Below are 21,178 nucleotides of genomic sequence, written 5' to 3'. Positions count from 1 at the left end.
GCTTAGGCGGCGCTGGCAGCCACGTCGGCCGCTGTTGTTTTTTCGGCTTCCGTTTGCCCGATGCGGCGGTTCACGGCGGACAGCACGGCCTTGAACGAGGCGGTGACGATATTGCTGTCGATGGCGGCGCCGAACAGGGTCGGGCCGTTGTCGAGGCGCAATTCCACGTAGCAAGCCGCTTGCGCATTGGCGCCGGAGCCGATCGAATGCTCATGGTAATCCATCAGCTTGATGTCCAAGCCCAGCGCATTGACGAAGGCGTCGATGGGACCGTTGCCGCCGCCTTGCAGGGCCAGCGGCGTCTGGCGGTGCGACAGGCTGATGTCGATCTGCACGGATTCGTCGCTGCTCGTGTCTTCCACCATGCGGTGCGAAGCGTAGGCGTACGGCGCCGTCTGCTCCAGGTATTCGCGCTGGAAGATGTCGTGGATATCCTGCGCGGCGATTTCGCGGCCCGTGGCGTCGGCCACGGCTTGCACGGCGCGCGAGAATTCGATCTGCAGGCGGCGCGGCAAGACCAGGCCGTATTCCTGTTCCAGCAAGTACGCCATGCCGCCCTTGCCGGACTGGCTGTTGACGCGGATCACGGCGTCATAGCTGCGGCCCAGGTCGGCCGGATCGATCGGCAGGTACGGCACTTCCCAGATGGCGCCGGCTTCTTGCTTGGCGAAACCTTTCTTGATCGCATCCTGGTGCGAACCGGAGAAGGCCGTGAACACGAGGTCGCCCGCATACGGGTGGCGCGGGTGGACGGGCAACTGGTTGCACTCTTCGACGCACTTGCGCACGGTATCGATGTCGGAGAAATCCAGGCCCGGATGCACGCCTTGCGTGTACAGATTCATCGCCAGGGTGACGAGGTCGACGTTGCCGGTGCGCTCGCCATTGCCGAACAAACAGCCTTCCACGCGGTCGGCGCCCGCCATCACGGCCAGCTCGGCCGACGCGACGGCCGTGCCGCGGTCGTTATGCGGGTGCACGCTGATGATGATGGAATCGCGGCGCGCCAGCTTGCGCGACATCCATTCGATCTGGTCCGCATACACGTTGGGGGTGCTGCATTCCACGGTCGAGGGCAGGTTGATGATCATCTTGTTGGCCGGCGTCGGCTTCCAGATGGCGCTGACGGCGTCGCAGATATGCTTGGAGAAATCGAGTTCCGTGGTGGAAAACGATTCCGGCGTGTATTCAAAACCCCATTCCGTTTCCGGATGCTGCGCCACCAATTGCTTCACGAGGGTGGTGCCGGTGGTGGCGATATTCGTGATTTCTTCGCGCGACATGCCGAACACGACTTTGCGGAATACGGGCGCCACGGAGTTGTACAGGTGGACGATGGCGCGCTTGGCGCCGACGACGGATTCCACCGTGCGGCGGATCAGCTCTTCGCGCGACTGGGTCAGCACGATGATGGTGACGTCGTCCGGGATGCGGCCTTCATCGACGAGTTTGCGGACGAAATCGAAATCCGTCTGCGATGCCGATGGGAAACCCACTTCGATTTCTTTCAGGCCGATGGCGATCAGCATGTCGAAGAACCGCAGCTTCTTTTCCGCACTCATCGGCTCGATCAACGACTGGTTGCCGTCGCGCAAGTCGGTGCTCATCCAGATAGGCGGTTTGCTGATGATCTGGTTCGGCCATTGACGGTCGGTCAATTTGACGGGAGGAAAGGCGCGGTATTTGGAAGCTGGGTTTTGCAACATCATGATCGGGTACTCCTGAAGATAGGGGGAAATCAATGGTTGTGGCGCAAGCTTGCCGGGCGGCCACGCAACACTAGGCCAGGCAAGCGATCGGTAGCGATAGCAGTGCAGCGACGATGCCAGCGGGGGCGGTCGCAGTGGGGATTACGTGTACGAATGGGGATGGTGCAAACATCATCAAACCTTCCAGGGTTTTTGAAACACGCCGGCGTGTGGCCAGGCGAAGCAATGCGGCAAACTTATGCGCGTGCTAGTAGTAGTCGCGATAGCGACAGCAGGGAAGGGGAGGAATGTTTGAAGGAGGACATGCACTTAATGTACGGGAAATCAGGCGGGGCTGTCAAGCATATTTCAGCAGGGAACGATGCTGCCGCCACGCCGCAGGTCGACTTATTGTTCTTGCGCAATTTACTTTTTTATCATTATTGAATAATGCAGTTTCCGTCTGGCGATATGTGTCGCCCGTCCTGCCTTGGAGCCGCCGGCATGGAATCTTTGCTGAAATACTATGAACTCGAACTGGGCATGCTGCGTACGCATCAGCAGGAATTTGCCGCGCGCTATCCTGGTGTCGCTGCCGCACTGGGTATCGTGGGCAGCAATTGCCAGGACCCCCACATTGAACGCCTGATCGAGGCATATGCCCTGTGCAATGCCCGCACGGCCAAGAAGGTCGATGACGCACGCCGTGTCTTCACCGAGTCCATGCTGGAAGTGAATTTCCCACACTACCTGAGGCCGTTTCCAGCGTGTTCGATTGCCCATGTGGACGCCAGTGGGGCGGCGGGCCAGGCGCGTGACGGCATCGATACGTTGCCGCGCGGAACCTTGATGCATGCAGCCCAATATCAGGGTGTCGTCTGCAAGTTTCGCACCGCTTATGATGTGGTGCTGGCACCGCTCAGCCTTGCCGGTGCGCGTTTCATTCCCATCATTGATGTGACTGCGGCGATGCATTTGCCCGCCGACATCGCGACCGCGATCGCCATCGAGATTGTCTCCACGTCGGCCACCGGCACGCTGGAACAATGCACGCTGCCTGCCGTGCGCGTCTTCATCGACGGCACGCCATCGCTCGCCGCCACGTTGCGCGATGCCCTGTTTCTGCATGCCGCGCACGCGTGGGTCGAGGCGGGAGGCGTACAGTTGCCACTGCCGCAAGTGCCGCTGCGTGCCGTCGGTTTCTTGCCGGATGAAGCGCTGCTGCCGCGCAAGCCGGGCTCGCATCGCGCCTATTGCCTGCTGACCGAATACTTTGCCTTCCCTGAGAAATTCCAGTTTTTTGATATCGACCTTGGCTTGATTACGCCACGCTTGCCGCCCGGATGCGAGCGCTGGACCTTGCACCTGGGCTTGCGGGACATCGCTGCCGGCAGCGCTGGCGCACGTTTGCTGCGCTCTGTATCGGCAAGCAATCTGCTGCTTGGCTGCACGCCGGTCATTAACTTGTTCCAGCAGGCAGCAGCACCGATCAGGCTGACGCAAACGCACAGCGAGTATCCCTTGCTCGCCGAACATAAATATGCGCATGCGTATGACATCCATAGTGTCGACGCCGTGCGCCTGGTGCGGCAGGGGGCCAATGCCGGCACGGTCACGCAATGCCAGCCGTTTTATGCCATACACCATGGGCAGCCTGCCGGCGCGAAGAGCCCTTGCTGGGTGCTGCGGCGCGACGAGGCGCGGGCGCTCGCCCATCCCGGTTACGAAAGCAGCCTGGCGTTTGTCGACAGCGACGAGGACGATACGCATGGGGGCATGGCGACGGTATCGGTCGACCTGACGTGCAGCAATCGCGATTTGCCGGGCGCATTGCCATTCGGTTCGCCCGGCGGCGATCTGCGGCACGAGGGGGCGGCTGGCGCGCTGCCGGTGCGCCTGTTGCGTCAACCGAGTCCGGCGTACCGCTTTAAAGCCGACTTGGCTGCGCAAGCCCGGTTGCTGGCATTGCTGTCATTGAATCATCAATCCTTGCTGGACGATGGCGTGGCGCTGTTTCAGGAAATGCTGACGCTGCATGATTTGCCGGCTTCCCTGATGTCGCAACGGCAAATTCAGGGCATCAAGGCATTGACGCACCGCGCCAGCAGCACCTGGATGCCCGACGCCAGTGGCGGCGTACTGGTGTTTGGCATCGACGTCTTGCTGACAGTGGAGGAAGAAGCCTATATCGGCAGTGGCCTGCATGTCTTTGCGCAAGTGATCGACCATGTGCTGGGCATGTATGTGCATGTGAACAGCTATTGCCGTTTGTTCGTGATTTCGCACAAAAGCGGGAAGGAGTTGCTGCGATGCCTGCCCCGCAATGGCCAGCAGACGCTGGCGTAGTCGCGCTGCTGTCCCAGGCGCCGTACCGTTTCGGTTTCTTCCAGACCGTACGCCTGCTCGAACGCTGGCTATGCCGGCAGGGGGCGTGCGCGGAGTCGGCCTTGCACGATGGTTTGCGTTTCCATCATAGCGTTGCCCTGGTCTTTCCTGCCTGCGAGATAGAGGCAGTGTGGCATGACAGCGAGCATGGCCGCCTGCACCTGCGGCCCAGTTTCACGGGTTTGCTGGGTGTGAACGGCACCTTGCCCCTGCACTATACGGAGCGGCTGGTGCGCCAGGAGCGGGCGACGGGGAATGCCGGCGCGCGTGCTTTTCTCGACGCCCTGTCGCAACGCGCTCCCGTGCTGTTGTATCAGGCCTGGGCCGGCAGCCGGATTGAGTGCCAGGTCGACGCCAGCGGCCGCCCCGGCTTCCTGTCATTGCAGCTGGCGCTGGCTGGCGCCTGGCCGTCGCGCCTGGCAAGCACAGGCGCATTGCCACCGGAAGCGCTCGCTTACTACGCGGCGGCGCTGCGGCAGCGGCCCGTCAGCGCCGCATGGATGGCGGACGTGCTGGCCGATTATTTTAACGTGCCCTTGCGCATCGAATCGTTCGTCAGCACCTGGCACGTGCGCCCAAGCAATGAGCATTCGCTGCTCAATCGCAGCAATGCGAGCCTGGGGCAGGGGGCCATGCTGGGCGCCCGTTGCCGGCGCAGGGATTTGCGCGTGCGCCTGTGCCTGGGCCCTCTGACGCGGGCACGGTTCGACGATTTTCTTCCTGGAAATTCGGGCGCACTGGCCTTGAAAAGCATGTTGAGCCTGTTTGGCCTACCTAGCGTGCAATACGACATCCGTCTGATCCTGCGCGCTGCCGATGTGCACGGCAGCACCCTGGCGGCTCGGCAGGGTGCTGCCTGCCTCGGGCAAGCTGCGCGTTTGCTGGCGGGAGCGGCAGGCAGCGACTGCGACGCCATGCACTATGACGTCCGATTTCCCGGTTCCGCTTGACGCGCCGCAATTGGCCGCCGGTAAATAGATGAATACTGATGAGCTTGGGGCGATGCGTATCGGCATGCAGGGAGGTGGAATGGATAGCGCGGAAGAATTCATGCAATTCATGCTGGGGGCGAAGGAGTTGAACTCCAGCAACCGGCCATTGCGCCTGCGGCTGGCGTATGCGGACGGCGTGAACGATGATGTGCTGTTACCGCAGCAGGTGCATGGCCGTGAAGCCATTTGCGGCAGCCTGGAGTACGACATACGTTGCGTCTCGCTCGATGCGCATCTGCCGCTCAAGCAGTTCATCGGCGTGCCGGCGGAGTTGCAGATCGTGACCGACGCAGGGCAGTTGCGCAGCGTGTGCGGCATCGTCGGCCAGGCATCCGCGGGACTGAGCGATGGCGGCCTCGCCACCTACCAGCTGGTGCTGCACGATACGCTGACGTTGATGGAGAAACGCCGCAATACGCGTGTTTTCCGCAGCAAGACGGAGCTGGAAATCGTCGAATTGCTGATCGCCGAATGGCGGCTGGGCAGCACCATCATCGGCGCCACGTTTGCCTGCAAAATCGATCAGGCCTTGGCCGACCGTCGATTCCCGGCCCGTGAATTGACCATGCAGCACAATGAATCCGATGCCGCATTCATCCGGCGCCTGCTGCGGCGGCGCGGCATTTCCTGGGTCATCCAGCCTGGCGCCGCACTGAGCGGGGCATCCGACGCCGTGCCCTCGCACGTCCTGTTGCTGTTCGATGATGCCAGCCGCCTGCCCGAGAATGCGGCGCCGGTGATCCGCTACCACCGCGCGGACGCCACGGAAGAGAGCGATACCATCACGGCCTGGGGCGCCGTGCGCACCTTGCAAGCCGGCAGTGCCGGCTACCACAGCTGGGACTATGCGGCGCCGCGTAACCGCCAGTTTATGCAGGTGGACGCTGGCGGGATGGCGGATCAGGGAAGCAGCGGCAATAGTTTTGCCGCCAGCCTCGACGATTATCTGGTGGCGACGCCGCACCTGGGCAATGACGCCGAGGATTTTCGACGGCTGGGCTTGCTGGCGATGGCACGCCATGACGTGGAAACCAAGTGCTTTCATGGCGAAGGCGTGGTGCGCACGCTGTGCGCGGGGCAGCAGTTCAGTCTGGCGGGACATCCGGAGATCGACCAGCACCGGCCGGAGGGCCGGCGTTTCCTGGTGACGGCATTGGAGGTGCATGCCAGCAACAATCTGCCGCAAGCGCTGGATGCGCGCATCGCGCGCCTGTTCGCCTCGAATGGCTGGCAGGGGCAAGGAGCGGCCTGGGGAGCGGGCGAGACGGGGCCAGGAACGCCGCATTATCGCATGCGCTTTCGCTGCGTGCGTTCCAGCGTGGCCCTGGTGCCCGCCTTCGATCCGCAGCGCGATGTGCCCCAGCCGCAACTGCAAAGCGCCATCGTCGTCGGACCCGGCGGCGAAGAAGTGCATTGCGACGAGCAAGGGCGCATCAAGGTGCGTTTCCCCGCTACCCGTGCTGCCGATCATGCGCACGCGCAAGGTTCCGGTGCTTCGGATACGGAGCGCGACACGGCCTGGCTGCGTGTCGTCAGCAACTGGGCTGGGGATGGACAGGGCAGCGCGCACCAGTGCGGCACGCTGGCATTGCCGCGCGTCGGCTCGGAAGTGCTGATCGGATTTCTGGCCGGCGATCCCGACCGGCCGATTGTCCTGGGGCAATTGTTCAATACGGTGGCGCCGCCACCGGCGCTCAGCAAGCGGGGCGCGCTGCCGGGCAACCGCTACCTGGCGGGCATGCGCAGCCGCGAAGTGCGGGGCCAGGGCGGCAATCAGCTGCGTTTCGACGATACGCCCCGGCAAATCAGCGCCCAGCTGGCCAGCGATCACGCCGCCACCGAGCTCAACCTGGGATTTCTCGTCGAGCCGCGCGCGGGCGGCGCAGGCCGCCAGCGCGGCGACGGATTCGAGTTGCGCAGCGATCATGGCGGCGCCGTGCGCAGCGGCAAGGCATTGCTGCTGTCGGCCTGGCGCCGGCTCGACGCCGCAGGCGGCCAGCTATCGGCCGAGGAACATGTGGCCCTGATGCAGGAGTGTTTGAACCTGTTCAAATCGCTGGGCGAGTACGCTGGCGCACACCAGGCGCTGCCGGTCGACGTGGCGCCCGCCGCCGCCTTGAAAGAAGCGGTGGCTGGTGCCGAGGCGCCTGCGGCCAGCCTGACGGCGCCTGCGGGGCTGGCGCTGAGCAGTCCCAAGACCATCGTCAGCTATGCCGGCGTGAATGTCGACACGGTGGCGCAGCAGCATGTGCACGTGATCGCCGGCCAGCGCTGCAGCGTACAGGCCGGCGATGGCGTTTCCGTGTTTGCCCACAAGGGCGGCATCGCCCAGATCGCGCACCATGGCAAATTTCTCATGCAGAGCCAGTTTGACGACATGCAGCTCAACGCCGCCAAGGCCCTGCAATTGACGGCGAATACCCGCCTGATCGGCATGGCGCAGGATGAAATCACGTTCATGACGGCCGGGGGCGCCTATCTGAAACTGGCGGGCGGCAGCGTGGAACTGGGCGGCCCCGGTGCGCTGACCATCAAGACTGACGGCCATCACTGGAATGGGCCGGCCAGCAGCAAGGCTGAACTGCCGAGCTTTGACGAAGGCGACCTGGGCCGCATGCCGCAGGTGCTTTCCGGCCTCGACGGCAGTCCCGTCAGCGGCGTCAAGATCGTCGTCGAGCGCGAGGATGGCTCGCAGCACGTAGTCGATGCCGATGGCGAAGGCAAGGGCGCGGCCATCGTGGGCGACAGCCTGGAAAAACTCAAGGTGCGTATTTTCAGGCCGCGCGACTGAGCATGGATCGTGCATTGTCCACCATTCACGGGAGTCAAGCATGAGTGTACACAAGCCCAAGGCCGGTTCCTTGCCCTTCGATGAAAGCAAATACCTGCAGATAGGCGAAAACGATGGCCTGCTGCGCTTCGACCATGACACCTTGCCGATTACCACGCGCTTGCCCTTGCCGGGGATCATGATTTTCGTGCATGGCGTCAACTCTGATGGCGAGTGGTATGACGAGGCGGAAGCCGGTTTGTGCGCGGGATTGAATGCCCGCTTGCACCGGCGCGTACACGATGCCGGGCGTGGCGCCCAGGAAGGCATCGCCATGACGCCGGCCCGCTATCTGAAGCAGCTGACGCGCGACGGCTTCATCAATCCCCTGATGAAACCCAGAACCTTCATGGAGGGCGACGGCTATTCGCCCGTGATCCGTTTTCGCTGGGGTTACGCAGCCAATGATATCGAGTTGCAGACGTATGGCGACGGCATCTTCCTGAATGAACAGAATTACTGGGGCGGCGGGCCCTTTGCCAATGGCTGCACTTCGCTGCCGGACTTGTGGGGCGAAGGCCTGTCGGACCAGCTATTCCTGTGGATGCAGATCCAGCACATGAATCCCACCAATGACCGGCAGGTGTACGCTTGCCCGCCACGGCCGTATTTCGTGCTGGCCGCCTACCGCCTGGCGCGGTTGATCGAGGCCATCCGGCAAAAGCAGGCCGATGTGCCGATCACCATCGTGTGCCACAGCCAGGGCAATATGGTCAGCATGGCGGCGGCCTTCCTGGGCGAGCGCCTGCCCAAGGTGGCGGACTCCCAAGGCAGGCTATGGCCTTGCATTGCCGATAATTATGTCCTGTGTAATCCACCCTACAGCGTGGTGGAAGACAACATGGCGGAGAACTGGACGTCGTCCAACCTGAAGGCGGCGGACGGCAGCACGGGCCGCCAGACGGCCGCGGCGCGCATCGACACGCTGGCGGCCTTTTTCGCCCTCATCGGCGAGCGGCGCGCCGCACAATGGCCGGCCGGGAAGATCGACCAGGCCATGAGCAGTGCGCACCACCCGTTCAAGGCGCAGCAGGATATCGATGCCTATGGCGTGCGGGGCGCAACCGTGGGCCGCGTGACCCTGTATTGCAATCCGCACGACCAGGTGATTTCGTCCTTGACGGTGCAAGGCATCGGCTGGCGCGGCTTGGCCGGCCCGGTGCTGAACAAGGACGGCCTGCCCAGGAGAGACCGCCAGGGCAAGGTCGACCCTGGCGAAATCGCCAGGGCAGGTGGCGAGGGAATATTTACCCAGCGCGTGTTTGCCGAGGGTTTTCCCGTCGGCGTAAAGGGCGCGTACGACTACTGGGGCGATCATCGTCCTGCCATTGATTTCGGCAGCGACCATTTCTGGAATCCGCCGTCCATGATTTCCACGTATAGCGTGGAAAAGGGGCTGGAGGCGCAAGAAAACTGGCTGTTCCAGATACTCACCGTGGCGTTTGCGCCCATCGCCATCGTGGCCACCACCTTGATGCGCAAGCGTATCAATGCCTCGCCCGACAAGTACTGGAAAATCCCGCTGGAAGCGCCCGACTTGCCGGAGAAGTTCTTCCCGCAGGCGAAGTTGTTTGGCGCGATCTGCCCCAGCTTTGACATGGGCCTGCATCCTCACGGCTGGGAACGCAACAAGGATGCCGCCCATCCGCAGGGCGACCCTTTCCATGGCGAGCGCGAGTTGCCGATACCGCGCGGCGGCCTGCATGGCGAAAAACAGCGCACGGACGCGGCGCGCGGCGATGAAGGCAGCGAAGCGGCCCTGCAATACGAATACCACGCCTCCCTGCGCATGATGGCCAAGCGCGAAGGCAAGGTCCAGAAAGACAAACATGTCACCGAAGAAGACCATCCCGAAACGGCAAGCGCCGAATACACCGCTTGGCGCCACCGGAAAATCCAGGCGGGCCTGGCTGGCAACGTCGGCACCTATGCCACCGATCACTCCACCATCCTGACCAACAGCGAGCACGCCAGAAAGGCGCTGGCGTATGACGTGGCCGTGGGCTGTTGTCATCTGCTGGAAACGGAGCTGCGGGAATTGAGGACGATGGCGGATTGGCGGTTTCTTAATGATTTTGAGGGAAGCAAGGATATGCTCGTATTTAAGGAGTATCTAAAAAAAGGGAGATTAAAACGGCAGACTGCCTCGGAGTGGATAAAAGAATCCACAGGAGGAGCAATGCCGGAAAAAATTATAGATTCACGCGAAGATGCCAGTAATTAAAATTAGAGGGATTAATAATGGCTAAAAAATTCAGATTTACCTCCATGGTCGCGCTCATGGCCACAATAGGACTATCTTCCTGCGCTGTGCATTCGGGAACTACTACTAATGACGACATGCTAAAAGCAATCGAAGCAGAGAAGCCATTCGTTGCTCAAGTGGTCGGTGTGCAATGGTTAAATCCGCTGCAGCGTCAGGATTATCCAACCGAATGGCAACTGCTATGGACGCTCGGGAAAGTAAAGCCAAATAAAAAAGACGATATGTTAGAACAATATCCTGCTATATTTTCCGAAGTAAGATCTGTTTCGGGGATAGCTTCGTCAAATAATGGAAAGGGCACTTTTTTTAATTTTCATGGTAAATATTTGTTTGAAATGATAGGTAATTTCCACGGTGTGTATTTTTCCAATCCCACCTATTTTTATAACGCCCACGACTTCAAACATAAAAAAGGCTGGAATGAATTGGCGGGCATTCATGTCGAATATGCCGTGCCCGCAGAGCGTTTTGATCCTCTCTTGGCCGGCGCCGCCCTGCGCGAAGAAATCATCGATACTTTTTCCATCGGGAATCCAAGCTTCCCCAACTCCTGGACCAAGTCCACCCCGCCTGACGTGCGTGTGACGGCCGGTGGCGCGCATGCCGGATTTGTTTCCCTGGCGGCCGCGCTCGATTACCTGCAGGCGCATCCGAAGGAAACGGTGTGGGTGATGAGCTGGGATGCGCCCAGTTTTCCGAAAGATGAGCAGATCAATGAAAACATGGTGTTGCTGGTGCTGGCCGGTCCCCACTACAAGACGGAGCGCGATGCGCTGGCGTGGATAGGCTACCCGGCCACGCAGCAGGTCAGCGCCTTTGCTGCGCAGAAGGGCTTGCCGCCGCCGACGGTGCAGGCGTGGCAGGCGACGCTGGCGCAGGCGGCCGTGAATGGACGCAAGACCGATGCCGAGATCGGCTATGTGATCCACGATGCGCACAACGCGCATCCGGCTTCATCGGACCGCATCGCCTACCTGGCGCAAACCTTGACGATGGAATTGCCGGCCTTCGATTTTCTCCAGCAGACGTTCAATACGCCGGCCTTGCTGGGCGAGATGGGCGCCGCCACGGCCTTGACGAACGTGGCGCTGGGCATCGCGCAGGCGAATCACTTCGGCCAGAACGTGCTGGTGGCGGGCACCAGCGACGCGGGCCAGACGAGGGGCGTGTTGATCTTGCCCCCGGCCAAGGTGCGGCCCATCGACCCCGTGAAACCGTGGTTCCGCGCGCGCGGCGGCGGCAATGCCTATCTGATGTGGTGGGGCATCCGCCATGCCTGGGCGACCCTGGATGCGGGGCAATTCAATGAGCAGGGTTACTCGAAGTAAAAAGGTGCTGACATGTCAGGCATAGCATAGCTGCGCCGCCCCGTCCGGCGCATCTTGCGCCATGCGCGCCAGGATGCGCTGCAGGATGGCCGCTTCGTCGGGCAGGCGCGCGGCGAAGGCTGGCCAGCCGCGCAGCTCCAGCTGTTGCGGCATGTCCACCAGGCCCGTGATGGCATCGTGGAAAGCATCCCAGTTCATGCCATAGAAGGAAGGAAAACCCAGTGCGGCGGCCAGCGCCGCGTGCAGCTGGCGCGGCGAGTTGATATCGCTCAAGTCGATTGACACAAGGGTTGGTCTCTTCACACTATTCCCTTGAGTAAGTTCTGCAGGTTTGCACGCATGCCGGCGACCACCGTTTCGTGCCGTTCCAGGAGAGCGGACGCATTCTGGAATGGCGCCGGGTCCAGATACAGGCGCGGCAAGTCGGCCACGGCCACGCCGCGCGGGCCGCCGCGCAGGATGTCGTCCGCATGCTGCTGGATCGAGTTGACGGCCGCCTGGATGCGCGGCGTCGCCGAGGCGGCCAGGCAGGCGGCCAGCGCGGCGTCGAGGTCGGCGCGCGCGGGCGCTTGCGGCAGTACGGGGGCGGCGATCTGTTCCAGCGGCGACATGTTGACGGCCGGCTTGCGGTAGGCGAGCAAGGTATCGAGCGCCATCAGCCGGTGCGGGCCGCCGCGCTGCAGCCAGTCCAGGATGCGCGGCCACGGCGTGTCCAGCAGCGCCGCCGCCACGCCCCATTGCCCCGCCACGGGCGAGCCCACATTGGCGTCGATCCAGGCGAGGGCGGCCGGATTGCCCGTGTAGGCCAGCAAGGTGGCGTTCGACGAGCGCAGCGCGGGCGCCTGCGTGGCGAGGATGGCGGTCAGCCAGGCGAGGGCGCCGTCGGGCGGCTGCTGCGATAGCTGTTGCGCAAACGGGTCGCTCAGGGCGCGGCTGTCGGAAAATTGATATGCGTCGGACATGCTCTGTGATTCGGCTAGTGAGAAGAGTTTATAGGTTGACTGCCTGCCAGACCAGGGGCAGGGTTGCGCAAGCAGGGTTGAGCAATACACCGGACGCTGCGACGCCGGAGGGTTGGCTGCTACTGCGCCGATTTTTGGCAGCGCGCGGAAAAGTGCATGGTGGCGCTGTTTTCAAACGGGGAATTGATCTCGCCCTTTACTTCCTTCAATTTGCCGCTAAAGCGCATGGTCAGCGGGCCGCTGGCCGGTCCCGCGTCATATGTGCACGCCAGGTTGTCGCCGCTTTGCCGGCAGTCGTAGAAGTTGCTCGCCTTGCCGCGCTCGTCAACCATGAGGGTGCCTTGCGCCCCGTGCTGGTCGGGGGCGTCAAAGCTGAGCGCTATCGTGTGCTCTCCCGGATCCATGGGCATCTGCAAGTTCCCCGTGCAGGTAAAGCCCGCCATTTTCGCCGCGATGTTATTGGCGCCCTGCGTCGCCGCGACGGCGTTGGCGCCTGCCGCACCCAGCAGGGCGGCAGCGAGCAGGCATGGATGGGCGATGAGGCGTAACAGGTCTGTTTTCATAAGCCGATCAATATAGGTTGGCTTGCGGCGCCAGGCTGGTGCGCGCAATTGATTATATTAAAAACAACATTAATGATGCGGTAAGCCAGGCGCCAGTCTAGCAGCCGCAGTGGCGCGCACGATTCAGAATCTTGTCATTTATAAACATTTAAGGCGGCCTTCAGTGCGGGCGGCCCCGCTTGCGCTACAATCGGCTCTCCTTTGTTGCCACTGCCGCGCGCGGTTCTCATTCTCCACCATGTTCCCTAAACGCCTGACCCTGCTTGCCCTGGCCGCCTTTGCGCTGGCCGGCTGCGAAACCACCGCCCCGAAACCTATCCAGGTATTGACGCCACCCGAGCCCATCGTCGTCGCGCCGCGCAAGATCAAGATCGGCCTGGCCCTGGGCGGCGGCGCGGCGCGCGGTTTCGCGCACATCGGCGTGATCAAGGCGCTCGAATCGCAGGGCATCAACGCGGACATCGTCACGGGCACCAGCGCGGGCAGCGTGGTGGGCGCCATGTATGCGGCGGGCAACTCCGGCTTTGCCCTGCAAAAGATGGCGTTCGACATGGACGAGGCAGCCATTTCCGACTGGGCCTTGCCCCTGTTCGGCAAGTCGTCCGGCGTGCTGAAAGGCGAAGCGCTGCAAAGCTATGTCAACAAGGCCGTGGGCGGCGTGCCGCTGGAAAAACTGAAAATTCCGTTTGGCGTGGTGGCGACCGACCTGAAAAATGGCCAGCCGATCCTGTTCCAGCGCGGTAACACCGGCATGGCCGTGCGCGCCTCGTCGGCCGTGCCGGGCGTGTTCCAGCCCGTGACGATTGCCGGCCACACCTATGTCGATGGCGGCCTCGTCGCCCCCGTACCCGTGCGCTTTGCGCGCGACATGGGCGCCGATTTCATCATCGCCGTGAATATCTCGTCGCAAACGGATACCCAGAAGGCCATCAGCTCGATGGAAGTGCTGATGCAGACCTTCGCCATCATGGGCCAGCGCATCAACCAGTTCGAGCTCAAGGATGCGGACGTGGTGATCCAGCCCAGCCTGGGCACCATGAAGGGCAACGATTTCAACAGCCGCAACCAGGCGATCCTGGCGGGCGAGCAGGCGACCTTTGCCGTGATGGCGCAGCTCAAGCAAAAGCTGAAAGCCAAGCGCGAGCAGTAGGGGATAGCGCCGCTGCGCATTTCGTATACAATTTTGATTCAACATAACAAGGATGCACCATGCAATCGAAACCGATTTTGACCCTGGACGACGTAAAGAAAATCGCTGCCGCCGCCGAAGCGGAAGCGGTCAAGAATAACTGGGCGGTCACGATCGCCATCGTCGACGACGGCGGCCACCTGCTGTGGCTGCAGCGCATGGATGGCGTGGCGCCGATCTCGTCGCACATCGCCCCATCGAAAGCCAAGACGGCCGCGCTGGGCCGCCGCGAATCGCGCATCTATGAAGAGATGATCAACGGCGGCCGCGTCTCGTTCCTGAGCGCACCGGAAATCGACGGCTTGCTGGAAGGCGGCGTGCCCATCGTGTTCGACGGCCATTACGTGGGCGCCGTCGGCGTCTCGGGCGTCAAGTCGGCGGAAGATGCGCAAATCGCGAAAGCAGGTATCGCCGCCTTGGTGTGATGGACACCTGGCCAAACCTACTGCGCGGCGCGCTTTGCGGCCGGCGATGCTCACCGTACTTTAGTACGGTTGCGCTTCTCGGCCACAAATCACATCCGCTCGCTACGGTTTTGCCAAGTGTCGTGACGTCAACTGTGATTTATCTGGTTTAAGTAATAACCGCAATTGCATAGTTCAGAAGAATGAACCAGCCGCCCCGCGCAAGCCGGGCGGCTTTTTTCATGGGGCGGGGGATTTATGCTGCTGCGCAAAAAAATGCCGCCGATTCCGAGTTTTCTTCCTTGTGGAAAAGCTTCCTTTTGGTTATAATTCAAAGGTTTAGCCAATCACACATATACCGTAGCGACTACCCATCCCCTCATTCAAAATGACCGTTGAAACACCCTGAGTGCATCTGGCTCGGGTATCTAGGCGGTCGGTCTGACGTGGCGCAGCTACGGTAACTTTATCAGGAGTTGCCCTTGCCGCCATTTTTTTCTGGCCCTGCCGTTCCAGCCATATTAGCGCTTGCTGATGGAACGATCTTTAAAGGTTTTTCGATCGGTGCCGCCGGTCATACCACGGGCGAGGTTGTTTTCAACACCTCGATGACCGGGTATCAGGAAATCCTTACCGACCCAAGCTATTGCCGCCAGATGGTCACCCTGACCTATCCGCATATCGGCAATACGGGCGTCAATCCGGAAGACGTCGAATCTTCCAAGGTTCACGCCGCTGGCCTCATCATCCGCGATCTGCCATTGCTGGCATCCAGTTTCCGTTCCACCCTCTCCCTGTCCGATTACCTGAAAGCTGAAAATATCGTCGCCATCGCCGGCATCGATACACGCAAGCTCACGCGCATCCTGCGTGAAAAAGGTGCGCAGGGCGGCGCCATCCTCGTCGGTACGCAAGGCAACGAGCCATCCGCCGCGCAAGCGCTGGAACTGGCCCGCTCCTTCCCCGGCCTGTCCGGCATGGACCTGGCCAAGGTCGTGTCCAGCAAGGACGCCTACGAGTACCGCGAAACGGAATGGACGCTGGGCGAAGGCTACGGCCAGCTGGCCGACGCGGACGCGAAATACCACGTGGTCGCCTTCGACTACGGCGTCAAGCGCAATATCCTGCGCATGCTGACGGCGCGCGGCTGCAAAGTCACCGTGCTGCCCGCGCAAGCGACGGCTGCCGACGCCCTGGCGTTGAATCCGGACGGCATCTTCCTGTCGAACGGCCCCGGCGACCCGGAGCCGTGCGACTACGCCATCGCGGCGACCAAGGAACTGATCGAGAAGGGCATCCCGACCTTCGGCATCTGCCTCGGTCACCAGATCATGGCTTTGGCTTCCGGCGCGAAAACGCTGAAGATGAAGTTCGGCCACCACGGCGCCAACCACCCGGTGCAAGACCTGGAAACGAAACAGGTCTTGATTACCTCGCAAAACCACGGTTTCGCAGTCGATGCGGCAACCTTGCCCGCGAATTGCCGCGTGACCCATGAATCGCTGTTCGACGGCTCCCTGCAGGGCTTTGCCCGCACGGACAAGCCGGCCTTCTGCTTCCAGGGCCACCCTGAAGCGTCGCCGGGCCCGATGGATGTTGCTTACCTGTTTGACCGCTTCATCAACTTGATGGCTGCGGAGGAGAAAAAGAAAAATGCCTAAACGTTTAGATATCAAAAGTATTCTGATTATTGGCGCTGGCCCGATCGTGATCGGCCAGGCCTGCGAATTCGATTATTCCGGCGCGCAAGCGTGCAAGGCCCTGCGCGAAGAGGGCTATAAAGTCATCCTGGTCAACAGCAATCCTGCGACCATCATGACGGATCCGGAAATGGCCGACGTGACCTATATCGAACCGATCACCTGGTCGGTCGTTGAACGCATCATCGCCAAGGAGCGTCCTGACGCCATCCTGCCGACGATGGGCGGCCAGACGGCGCTGAATTGCGCGCTGGACCTGTTCAACAATGGCGTGCTGGCAAAATACAACGTCGAGCTGATCGGCGCGTCGCCGGAAGCCATCGACAAGGCCGAAGACCGTTCCAAGTTCAAGGACGCGATGACCAAGATCGGCCTCGGTTCGGCCCGTTCCGGCGTGGCGCACTCGATGGAAGAATCGTGGGCCGTGCAGCGCACCCTGGGCTTCCCGACCATCATCCGTCCATCGTTCACCATGGGCGGCTCCGGCGGCGGCATCGCCTACAACGAAGAAGAATTCGAAACCATCTGCAAGCGCGGCCTGGAAGCTTCGCCGACGAAAGAGTTGCTGATCGAAGAATCGTTGCTGGGCTGGAAAGAGTACGAGATGGAAGTGGTGCGCGACAAGGCGGACAACTGCATCATCATTTGCTCGATCGAAAACCTCGACCCGATGGGCGTGCACACGGGCGACTCCATCACGGTTGCGCCTGCGCAAACCCTGACGGACAAGGAATACCAGATCATGCGCAATGCCTCGCTGGCAGTGCTGCGCGAGATCGGCGTCGACACCGGTGGCTCGAACGTGCAATTCTCGATCAACCCCGTCGATGGCCGCATGATCGTCATCGAGATGAATCCGCGCGTATCGCGTTCGTCGGCCCTGGCATCGAAAGCGACGGGTTTCCCGATCGCCAAGATCGCCGCCAAGCTGGCCGTCGGTTTCACCCTGGACGAGTTGCGCAATGAAATCACGGGCGGCGCCACGCCGGCATCGTTCGAACCGTCGATCGATTACGTCGTCACCAAGATCCCCCGTTTCACGTTCGAGAAGTTCCCGACCGCCGACCACCACCTGACGACGCAGATGAAATCCGTCGGCGAAGTGATGGCCATCGGCCGTACCTTCCAGGAATCGTTCCAGAAAGCCTTGCGAGGCCTGGAAGTGGGCGTGGACGGCATGAATGAAAAGACCAAGGACCGCGAAAAGATCGAAGAAGAACTGGGCGAGCCTGGTCCTGAGCGCATCTGGTACGTGGGCGATGCGTTTGCCCAAGGTTTCACTTTGGAAGAAGTGCACAACCTGACCAAGATCGATCCATGGTTCTTGATCCAGATCAAGGAAATCGTCGACCTGGAACTGTGGCTCGACACGCAGAAGCTGGAAAACCTGGACAAGAACACCCTGTACAAGTTGAAACAGAAGGGCTTCTCGGACCGCCGCCTGGGCTTCCTGCTGCAGACGACCGACACGGCCGTGCGCCAGCAGCGCCATGCGCTGAACATCCGTCCCGTCTACAAGCGCGTCGACACGTGCGCGGCCGAGTTCTCGACCGACACGGCGTACATGTACTCCACGTACGACGAAGAGTGCGAATCGAATCCGACCGACAAGAAAAAGATCATGGTGCTGGGCGGTGGCCCGAACCGTATCGGCCAGGGTATCGAGTTTGACTATTGCTGCGTCCACGCGGCCCTCGCCATGCGCGAAGACGGCTACGAGACCATCATGGTCAATTGCAACCCAGAAACGGTTTCGACCGACTACGATACCTCGGACCGTCTGTACTTTGAATCCCTGACGCTGGAAGACGTGCTGGAAATCGTCGCCATCGAAAAACCGGTGGGCGTGATCGTGCAGTACGGCGGCCAGACGCCATTGAAACTGGCGCTGGACCTGGAAGCGAACGGCGTACCGATCATCGGCACGTCGCCCGACATGATCGACGCGGCCGAAGACCGCGAGCGTTTCCAGCAAATGCTGCACAAGCTGGAACTGCGCCAGCCGCCTAACCGCACCGCGCGCACGGAAGCCGACGCTTTGGCGCTGGCGCAGGAAATCGGCTACCCGCTGGTCGTGCGTCCATCGTACGTGCTGGGCGGCCGCGCCATGGAAATCGTCCACGAGCAACGCGACCTCGAGCGCTACATGCGCGAAGCCGTCAAGGTGTCGCACGATTCGCCGGTACTGCTGGACCGCTTCCTGAACGACGCCATCGAGTGCGACGTCGATTGCATCTCCGACGGCGAAACGACCTTCATCGGCGGCGTGATGGAACACATCGAACAGGCTGGCGTGCACTCGGGCGACTCGGCTTGCTCGCTGCCACCGTATTCGCTGGCGCCGGAAACCATCGAAGAACTGAAACGCCAGACGGCGCTGATGGCCAAGGGCCTGAACGTGGTCGGCCTGATGAACGTGCAGTTCGCGATCCAGAAGCAGGAGATCGATGGCGAAATGAAAGACGTCGTCTTCGTGCTGGAAGTCAACCCGCGCGCCTCGCGCACCGTGCCATTCGTCTCGAAAGCCACCGGCCTGCAACTGGCGAAGATCGCCGCGCGCTGCATGGTTGGCCAGTCGCTGGCCTCGCAAGGCATCACGCAGGAAGTCGTGCCGCCATACTTCAGCGTCAAGGAAGCCGTGTTCCCGTTCGTCAAGTTCCCGGGCGTGGACACCATCCTGGGCCCTGAAATGAAATCGACGGGCGAAGTGATGGGCGTCGGCCTGACCTTCGGCGAAGCGTTCGTGAAATCGCAGCTGGGCGCCGGCGTGAACCTGCCAAAATCGGGCAAGGTCTTCATCAGCGTGAAAGCGTCGGACAAGCCGCGCGCCGTGCAAGTGGCGCGTGACCTGGTCGAGTCCGGCTTCACCGTGGTCGCCACCAAGGGTACCGCCGCCGTGATCGCTGCTGCCGGCATCGCCGTCACGCCAGTGAACAAGGTGATCGAAGGCCGTCCGCACGTGGTCGACATGATCAAGAACCATGAAATCGTGCTGGTGATCAACACCGTGGAAGAAAAACGCAGCGCCATCGTCGATTCGCGGGCCATCCGCACGTCGGCCCTGGCGTCGCGCGTGACGACCTACACCACCATCGCCGGCGCGGAAGCGGCCGTCGAAGGCATCCGCCACCTGGATGAGCTGCGTGTGTACGATTTGCAAGGTCTGCACAAGACCTTGAACTAAGTGCGTTTGCAGTGGCCGCCGTTAGGCGGTACACTGCATGCTTATCAACCACAGAGTTCCGTGCAGAGCAGCGCGCGGCCTCTGTGGTTTTCACTTGGTAAGTCCGTTAACCGTGGCAAAACACGGACAGCGGCGCCGATAACTAGCAGATAGTAGAGATAACATGACCTCAGTCCCATTGACCAAATACGGCGCAGAACTCTTGAAGGAAGAGCTGCATCATTTGAAGACCAAGGAACGCCGCATCGTCATCGATGCGATCGCCGAAGCGCGTTCGCACGGAGATTTGTCGGAAAACGCCGAGTACGATGCCGCCAAGGAACGCCAGGCCTTCGTCGAAGGCCGCATCGCCGAGCTCGAAGGCAAGCTGGGCGCAGCGCAAATCATCGACCCGACCGCGCTCGACGCGGAAGGCCGCGTGGTGTTTGCCTCGACCGTGAACCTGGAAGACCTGGAATCGGGCCAGAAAGTCACGTACCAGATCGTCGGCCTCGATGAAGCCGACTTGAAAATGAACAAGGTTTCCGTGACGTCCCCGATCGCCCGCGCACTGATCGGCAAGTACGCCGGCGACGTGGTGGAAGTGCAGGCGCCGTCCGGCCCGCGCGAATACGAAATCCTGGAAGTGCTGTACATCTGATGCTGACGCGCGTGCGCCTCCTCGTTGCCACCCTGTGGGCCGGCAGCCTGTGGACCATCGGCTTCATCGTGGCGCCCACCCTGTTCGGCACCCTCAGTGACCGCGTGCTGGCGGGCAATATCGCCGGCAGCATGTTCCGCGCCGAGGCCTGGCTGTCCATCGCCTGTGCGCTGGTGCTGCTGGCCCTGTTGCAATGGGGCGCGGGCGCGCTGGAACTGAAGCGCCGGCGCTTGCTGGCCGCATTGGTACTATCGATGCTGGTGTGCGCGCTGCTCAGCCATTTCGGCATTTCGCCCCTGATGGCCGAAATCAAGGCGCAAGCGCCGTCGGGCCTCATGGACGAGGCCATGCGCAGCCGCTTCGGCATGCTGCATGGCGTGTCGACCCTGATCTTTGCCGTGCAGAGCCTGCTGGCGGGCGTGCTGATCTGGAAACAGCAGTAATCTTGAATCAGCAGCAATAAAAAAGCGGAGCAGGGAATATCCCGTGCTCCGCTTCTTGTTTCAAGCCCGGCCGCCTCGCGGTTGCCGGGTGAACAGGCTTACTTGCTGCCCAGTGCGCTTTTCTTGGCGCTTTTCTGACGTGGCTTGGCACGCTTGATGGAACCGCCTTCGGTAACGCGCTCATTGCCCTTGATCATGACTTTCGTCACGCTCGGGCGCTTGGTGCCGCTGGCGCTGGCCTTGACGATGGTCACTTCGCGCATGCCTTTGCCGGCGCTGACCTTCTCCTTAACCACTTCTTTTTTCGGACGGTAGATTACCAGCAGTTTGCCAATATGTTGTACCGGGGCGGCGCCGAGATTGCCGCAAATCGTATCGTACATTCCGACGCGGGCTTCGCGGTCGTCGCCGAACACGCGGACTTTAATCAGACCGTGCGAATCCAGGCCAAGGTCGATCTCTTTGAGGACAGCAGGTGTCAAGCCCGCTTCGCCAATAATGACGATAGGCTTCAGCGCGTGTGCTTCGGCGCGCAGTGCGCTGCGCTCTACGGGTGTAAGTTTTAGCATAATAATATTTAGTAATTCCCTTAAAAGCAGTATTC

Annotated in this window: 17 protein-coding genes; 11 read left to right on the top strand and 6 right to left on the bottom strand. The window is 61.5% G+C overall.

Annotated elements, in window-relative coordinates:
• Positions 1–2: 2 nt before the first annotated feature.
• A complete protein-coding gene (gene leuA, locus OX460_RS13525; protein WP_099664506.1) occupies positions 3–1,709 on the bottom strand; it encodes a 2-isopropylmalate synthase in 1,707 nt (568 codons plus the stop codon).
• A gap of 483 nt (positions 1,710–2,192) precedes the next feature.
• Between leuA and tssF the strand changes: the two genes are divergently transcribed.
• The 4 genes from tssF to OX460_RS13505 all read left to right on the top strand — a co-directional run bounded on the left by tssF (position 2,193) and on the right by OX460_RS13505 (position 10,119).
• Entirely contained in the window at positions 2,193–4,034 is a 1,842-nt protein-coding gene (gene tssF / locus OX460_RS13520) for a type VI secretion system baseplate subunit TssF (RefSeq protein ID WP_289898962.1), read from the top strand.
• Positions 3,998–5,023, top strand: coding sequence for a type VI secretion system baseplate subunit TssG (gene tssG, locus OX460_RS13515; protein ID WP_289898961.1), 1,026 nt, complete (start codon positions 3,998–4,000; stop codon positions 5,021–5,023). Before tssF ends, tssG begins: the two co-directional genes overlap by 37 nt.
• A 79-nt stretch (positions 5,024–5,102) precedes the next feature.
• Positions 5,103–7,856 carry a type VI secretion system Vgr family protein gene (locus OX460_RS13510; protein ID WP_289898960.1) on the top strand — a complete coding sequence of 918 codons (2,754 nt, stop codon included), beginning with the start codon at positions 5,103–5,105 and terminating at the stop codon, positions 7,854–7,856.
• 40 nt (positions 7,857–7,896) lie between these two features.
• On the top strand, positions 7,897–10,119 hold the full coding sequence (locus tag OX460_RS13505) for a DUF3274 domain-containing protein (RefSeq protein ID WP_289898959.1): 2,223 nt from the start codon (positions 7,897–7,899) through the stop codon (positions 10,117–10,119).
• A 323-nt stretch (positions 10,120–10,442) separates the two neighbouring features.
• On the opposite strand, the gene OX460_RS13500 is transcribed toward OX460_RS13505, so the two are convergent.
• On the bottom strand, positions 10,443–10,763 hold the full coding sequence (locus OX460_RS13500) for a hypothetical protein (RefSeq protein ID WP_289898958.1): 321 nt from the start codon (positions 10,761–10,763) through the stop codon (positions 10,443–10,445).
• Between OX460_RS13500 and OX460_RS13495 the strand changes: the two genes are divergently transcribed.
• Positions 10,743–11,489 carry a hypothetical protein gene (locus OX460_RS13495; protein WP_289898957.1) on the top strand — a complete coding sequence of 249 codons (747 nt, stop codon included), beginning with the start codon at positions 10,743–10,745 and terminating at the stop codon, positions 11,487–11,489. The genes OX460_RS13500 and OX460_RS13495 overlap by 21 nt on opposite strands.
• 15 nt (positions 11,490–11,504) lie before the next feature.
• Here the strand turns inward: OX460_RS13495 and OX460_RS13490 are convergent, their stop codons facing one another.
• The 3 genes from OX460_RS13490 to OX460_RS13480 form a co-directional block, all read right to left on the bottom strand.
• A complete protein-coding gene (locus OX460_RS13490; protein ID WP_289898956.1) occupies positions 11,505–11,774 on the bottom strand; it encodes a barstar family protein in 270 nt (89 codons plus the stop codon).
• A 14-nt stretch (positions 11,775–11,788) separates the two neighbouring features.
• Complete coding sequence (locus OX460_RS13485) at positions 11,789–12,451, bottom strand: hypothetical protein (RefSeq protein ID WP_289898955.1); 663 nt, start codon at positions 12,449–12,451, stop codon at positions 11,789–11,791.
• 119 nt (positions 12,452–12,570) lie between these two features.
• Positions 12,571–13,014, bottom strand: coding sequence for a hypothetical protein (locus OX460_RS13480; RefSeq protein WP_289898954.1), 444 nt, complete (start codon positions 13,012–13,014; stop codon positions 12,571–12,573).
• Between the two features lie 238 nt (positions 13,015–13,252).
• Here OX460_RS13480 and OX460_RS13475 point away from each other — a divergent pair, with 238 nt between their 5' ends.
• From OX460_RS13475 to OX460_RS13450, 6 genes are all read left to right on the top strand, one after another.
• Entirely contained in the window at positions 13,253–14,164 is a 912-nt protein-coding gene (locus tag OX460_RS13475) for a patatin-like phospholipase family protein (protein ID WP_289898953.1), read from the top strand.
• Between the two features lie 59 nt (positions 14,165–14,223).
• Positions 14,224–14,628: a heme-binding protein gene (locus tag OX460_RS13470; RefSeq protein ID WP_034757420.1), complete on the top strand. Its 405-nt coding sequence runs from the start codon at positions 14,224–14,226 to the stop codon at positions 14,626–14,628.
• A 461-nt stretch (positions 14,629–15,089) separates the two neighbouring features.
• A complete protein-coding gene (carA, locus tag OX460_RS13465) occupies positions 15,090–16,268 on the top strand; it encodes a glutamine-hydrolyzing carbamoyl-phosphate synthase small subunit (RefSeq protein WP_289898952.1) in 1,179 nt (392 codons plus the stop codon).
• Positions 16,261–19,491, top strand: a complete 3,231-nt coding sequence (gene carB / locus OX460_RS13460) for a carbamoyl-phosphate synthase large subunit (RefSeq protein WP_077402818.1) — start codon at positions 16,261–16,263, stop codon at positions 19,489–19,491. The genes carA and carB overlap by 8 nt, the downstream gene beginning before the upstream one ends.
• A gap of 163 nt (positions 19,492–19,654) precedes the next feature.
• The gene (gene greA / locus OX460_RS13455; protein WP_034757428.1) at positions 19,655–20,131 is read left to right on the top strand and encodes a transcription elongation factor GreA; all 477 of its coding nucleotides are present in this window, start codon (positions 19,655–19,657) and stop codon (positions 20,129–20,131) included.
• The gene (locus tag OX460_RS13450; protein ID WP_251351225.1) at positions 20,131–20,574 is read left to right on the top strand and encodes a DUF4149 domain-containing protein; all 444 of its coding nucleotides are present in this window, start codon (positions 20,131–20,133) and stop codon (positions 20,572–20,574) included. Before greA ends, OX460_RS13450 begins: the two co-directional genes overlap by 1 nt.
• A 98-nt stretch (positions 20,575–20,672) precedes the next feature.
• On the opposite strand, the gene OX460_RS13445 is transcribed toward OX460_RS13450, so the two are convergent.
• Positions 20,673–21,143: a YhbY family RNA-binding protein gene (locus OX460_RS13445; protein WP_010397237.1), complete on the bottom strand. Its 471-nt coding sequence runs from the start codon at positions 21,141–21,143 to the stop codon at positions 20,673–20,675.
• Between the last annotated feature and the right edge of the window lie 35 nt (positions 21,144–21,178).

The sequence above is a fragment of the Janthinobacterium sp. SUN033 genome (genome assembly GCF_030397595.1).
In the GTDB taxonomy this organism is placed as follows: Bacteria; Pseudomonadota; Gammaproteobacteria; order Burkholderiales; family Burkholderiaceae_D; genus Janthinobacterium; species Janthinobacterium kumbetense.
The sequence above is the reverse complement of the archived record's forward strand: the minus strand, read 5'-3'. Positions and strand labels throughout refer to the sequence as shown.

What these genes read in the sequence shown, in the direction of transcription:
- leuA (WP_099664506.1), bottom strand. Translation starts at nt 1,709, where the DNA reads ATGATGTTGCAAAACCCAGCTTCCAAATACCGCGCCTTTCCTCCCGTC.
- tssF (WP_289898962.1), top strand. Translation starts at nt 2,193, where the DNA reads ATGGAATCTTTGCTGAAATACTATGAACTCGAACTGGGCATGCTGCGT.
- tssG (WP_289898961.1), top strand. Translation starts at nt 3,998, where the DNA reads ATGCCTGCCCCGCAATGGCCAGCAGACGCTGGCGTAGTCGCGCTGCTG.
- OX460_RS13510 (WP_289898960.1), top strand. Translation starts at nt 5,103, where the DNA reads ATGGATAGCGCGGAAGAATTCATGCAATTCATGCTGGGGGCGAAGGAG.
- OX460_RS13505 (WP_289898959.1), top strand. Translation starts at nt 7,897, where the DNA reads ATGAGTGTACACAAGCCCAAGGCCGGTTCCTTGCCCTTCGATGAAAGC.
- OX460_RS13500 (WP_289898958.1), bottom strand. Translation starts at nt 10,763, where the DNA reads ATGCGCGCCACCGGCCGTCACACGCACGTCAGGCGGGGTGGACTTGGT.
- OX460_RS13485 (WP_289898955.1), bottom strand. Translation starts at nt 12,451, where the DNA reads ATGTCCGACGCATATCAATTTTCCGACAGCCGCGCCCTGAGCGACCCG.
- OX460_RS13480 (WP_289898954.1), bottom strand. Translation starts at nt 13,014, where the DNA reads ATGAAAACAGACCTGTTACGCCTCATCGCCCATCCATGCCTGCTCGCT.
- OX460_RS13475 (WP_289898953.1), top strand. Translation starts at nt 13,253, where the DNA reads ATGTTCCCTAAACGCCTGACCCTGCTTGCCCTGGCCGCCTTTGCGCTG.
- OX460_RS13470 (WP_034757420.1), top strand. Translation starts at nt 14,224, where the DNA reads ATGCAATCGAAACCGATTTTGACCCTGGACGACGTAAAGAAAATCGCT.
- carB (WP_077402818.1), top strand. Translation starts at nt 16,261, where the DNA reads ATGCCTAAACGTTTAGATATCAAAAGTATTCTGATTATTGGCGCTGGC.
- greA (WP_034757428.1), top strand. Translation starts at nt 19,655, where the DNA reads ATGACCTCAGTCCCATTGACCAAATACGGCGCAGAACTCTTGAAGGAA.
- OX460_RS13450 (WP_251351225.1), top strand. Translation starts at nt 20,131, where the DNA reads ATGCTGACGCGCGTGCGCCTCCTCGTTGCCACCCTGTGGGCCGGCAGC.
- OX460_RS13445 (WP_010397237.1), bottom strand. Translation starts at nt 21,143, where the DNA reads ATGCTAAAACTTACACCCGTAGAGCGCAGCGCACTGCGCGCCGAAGCA.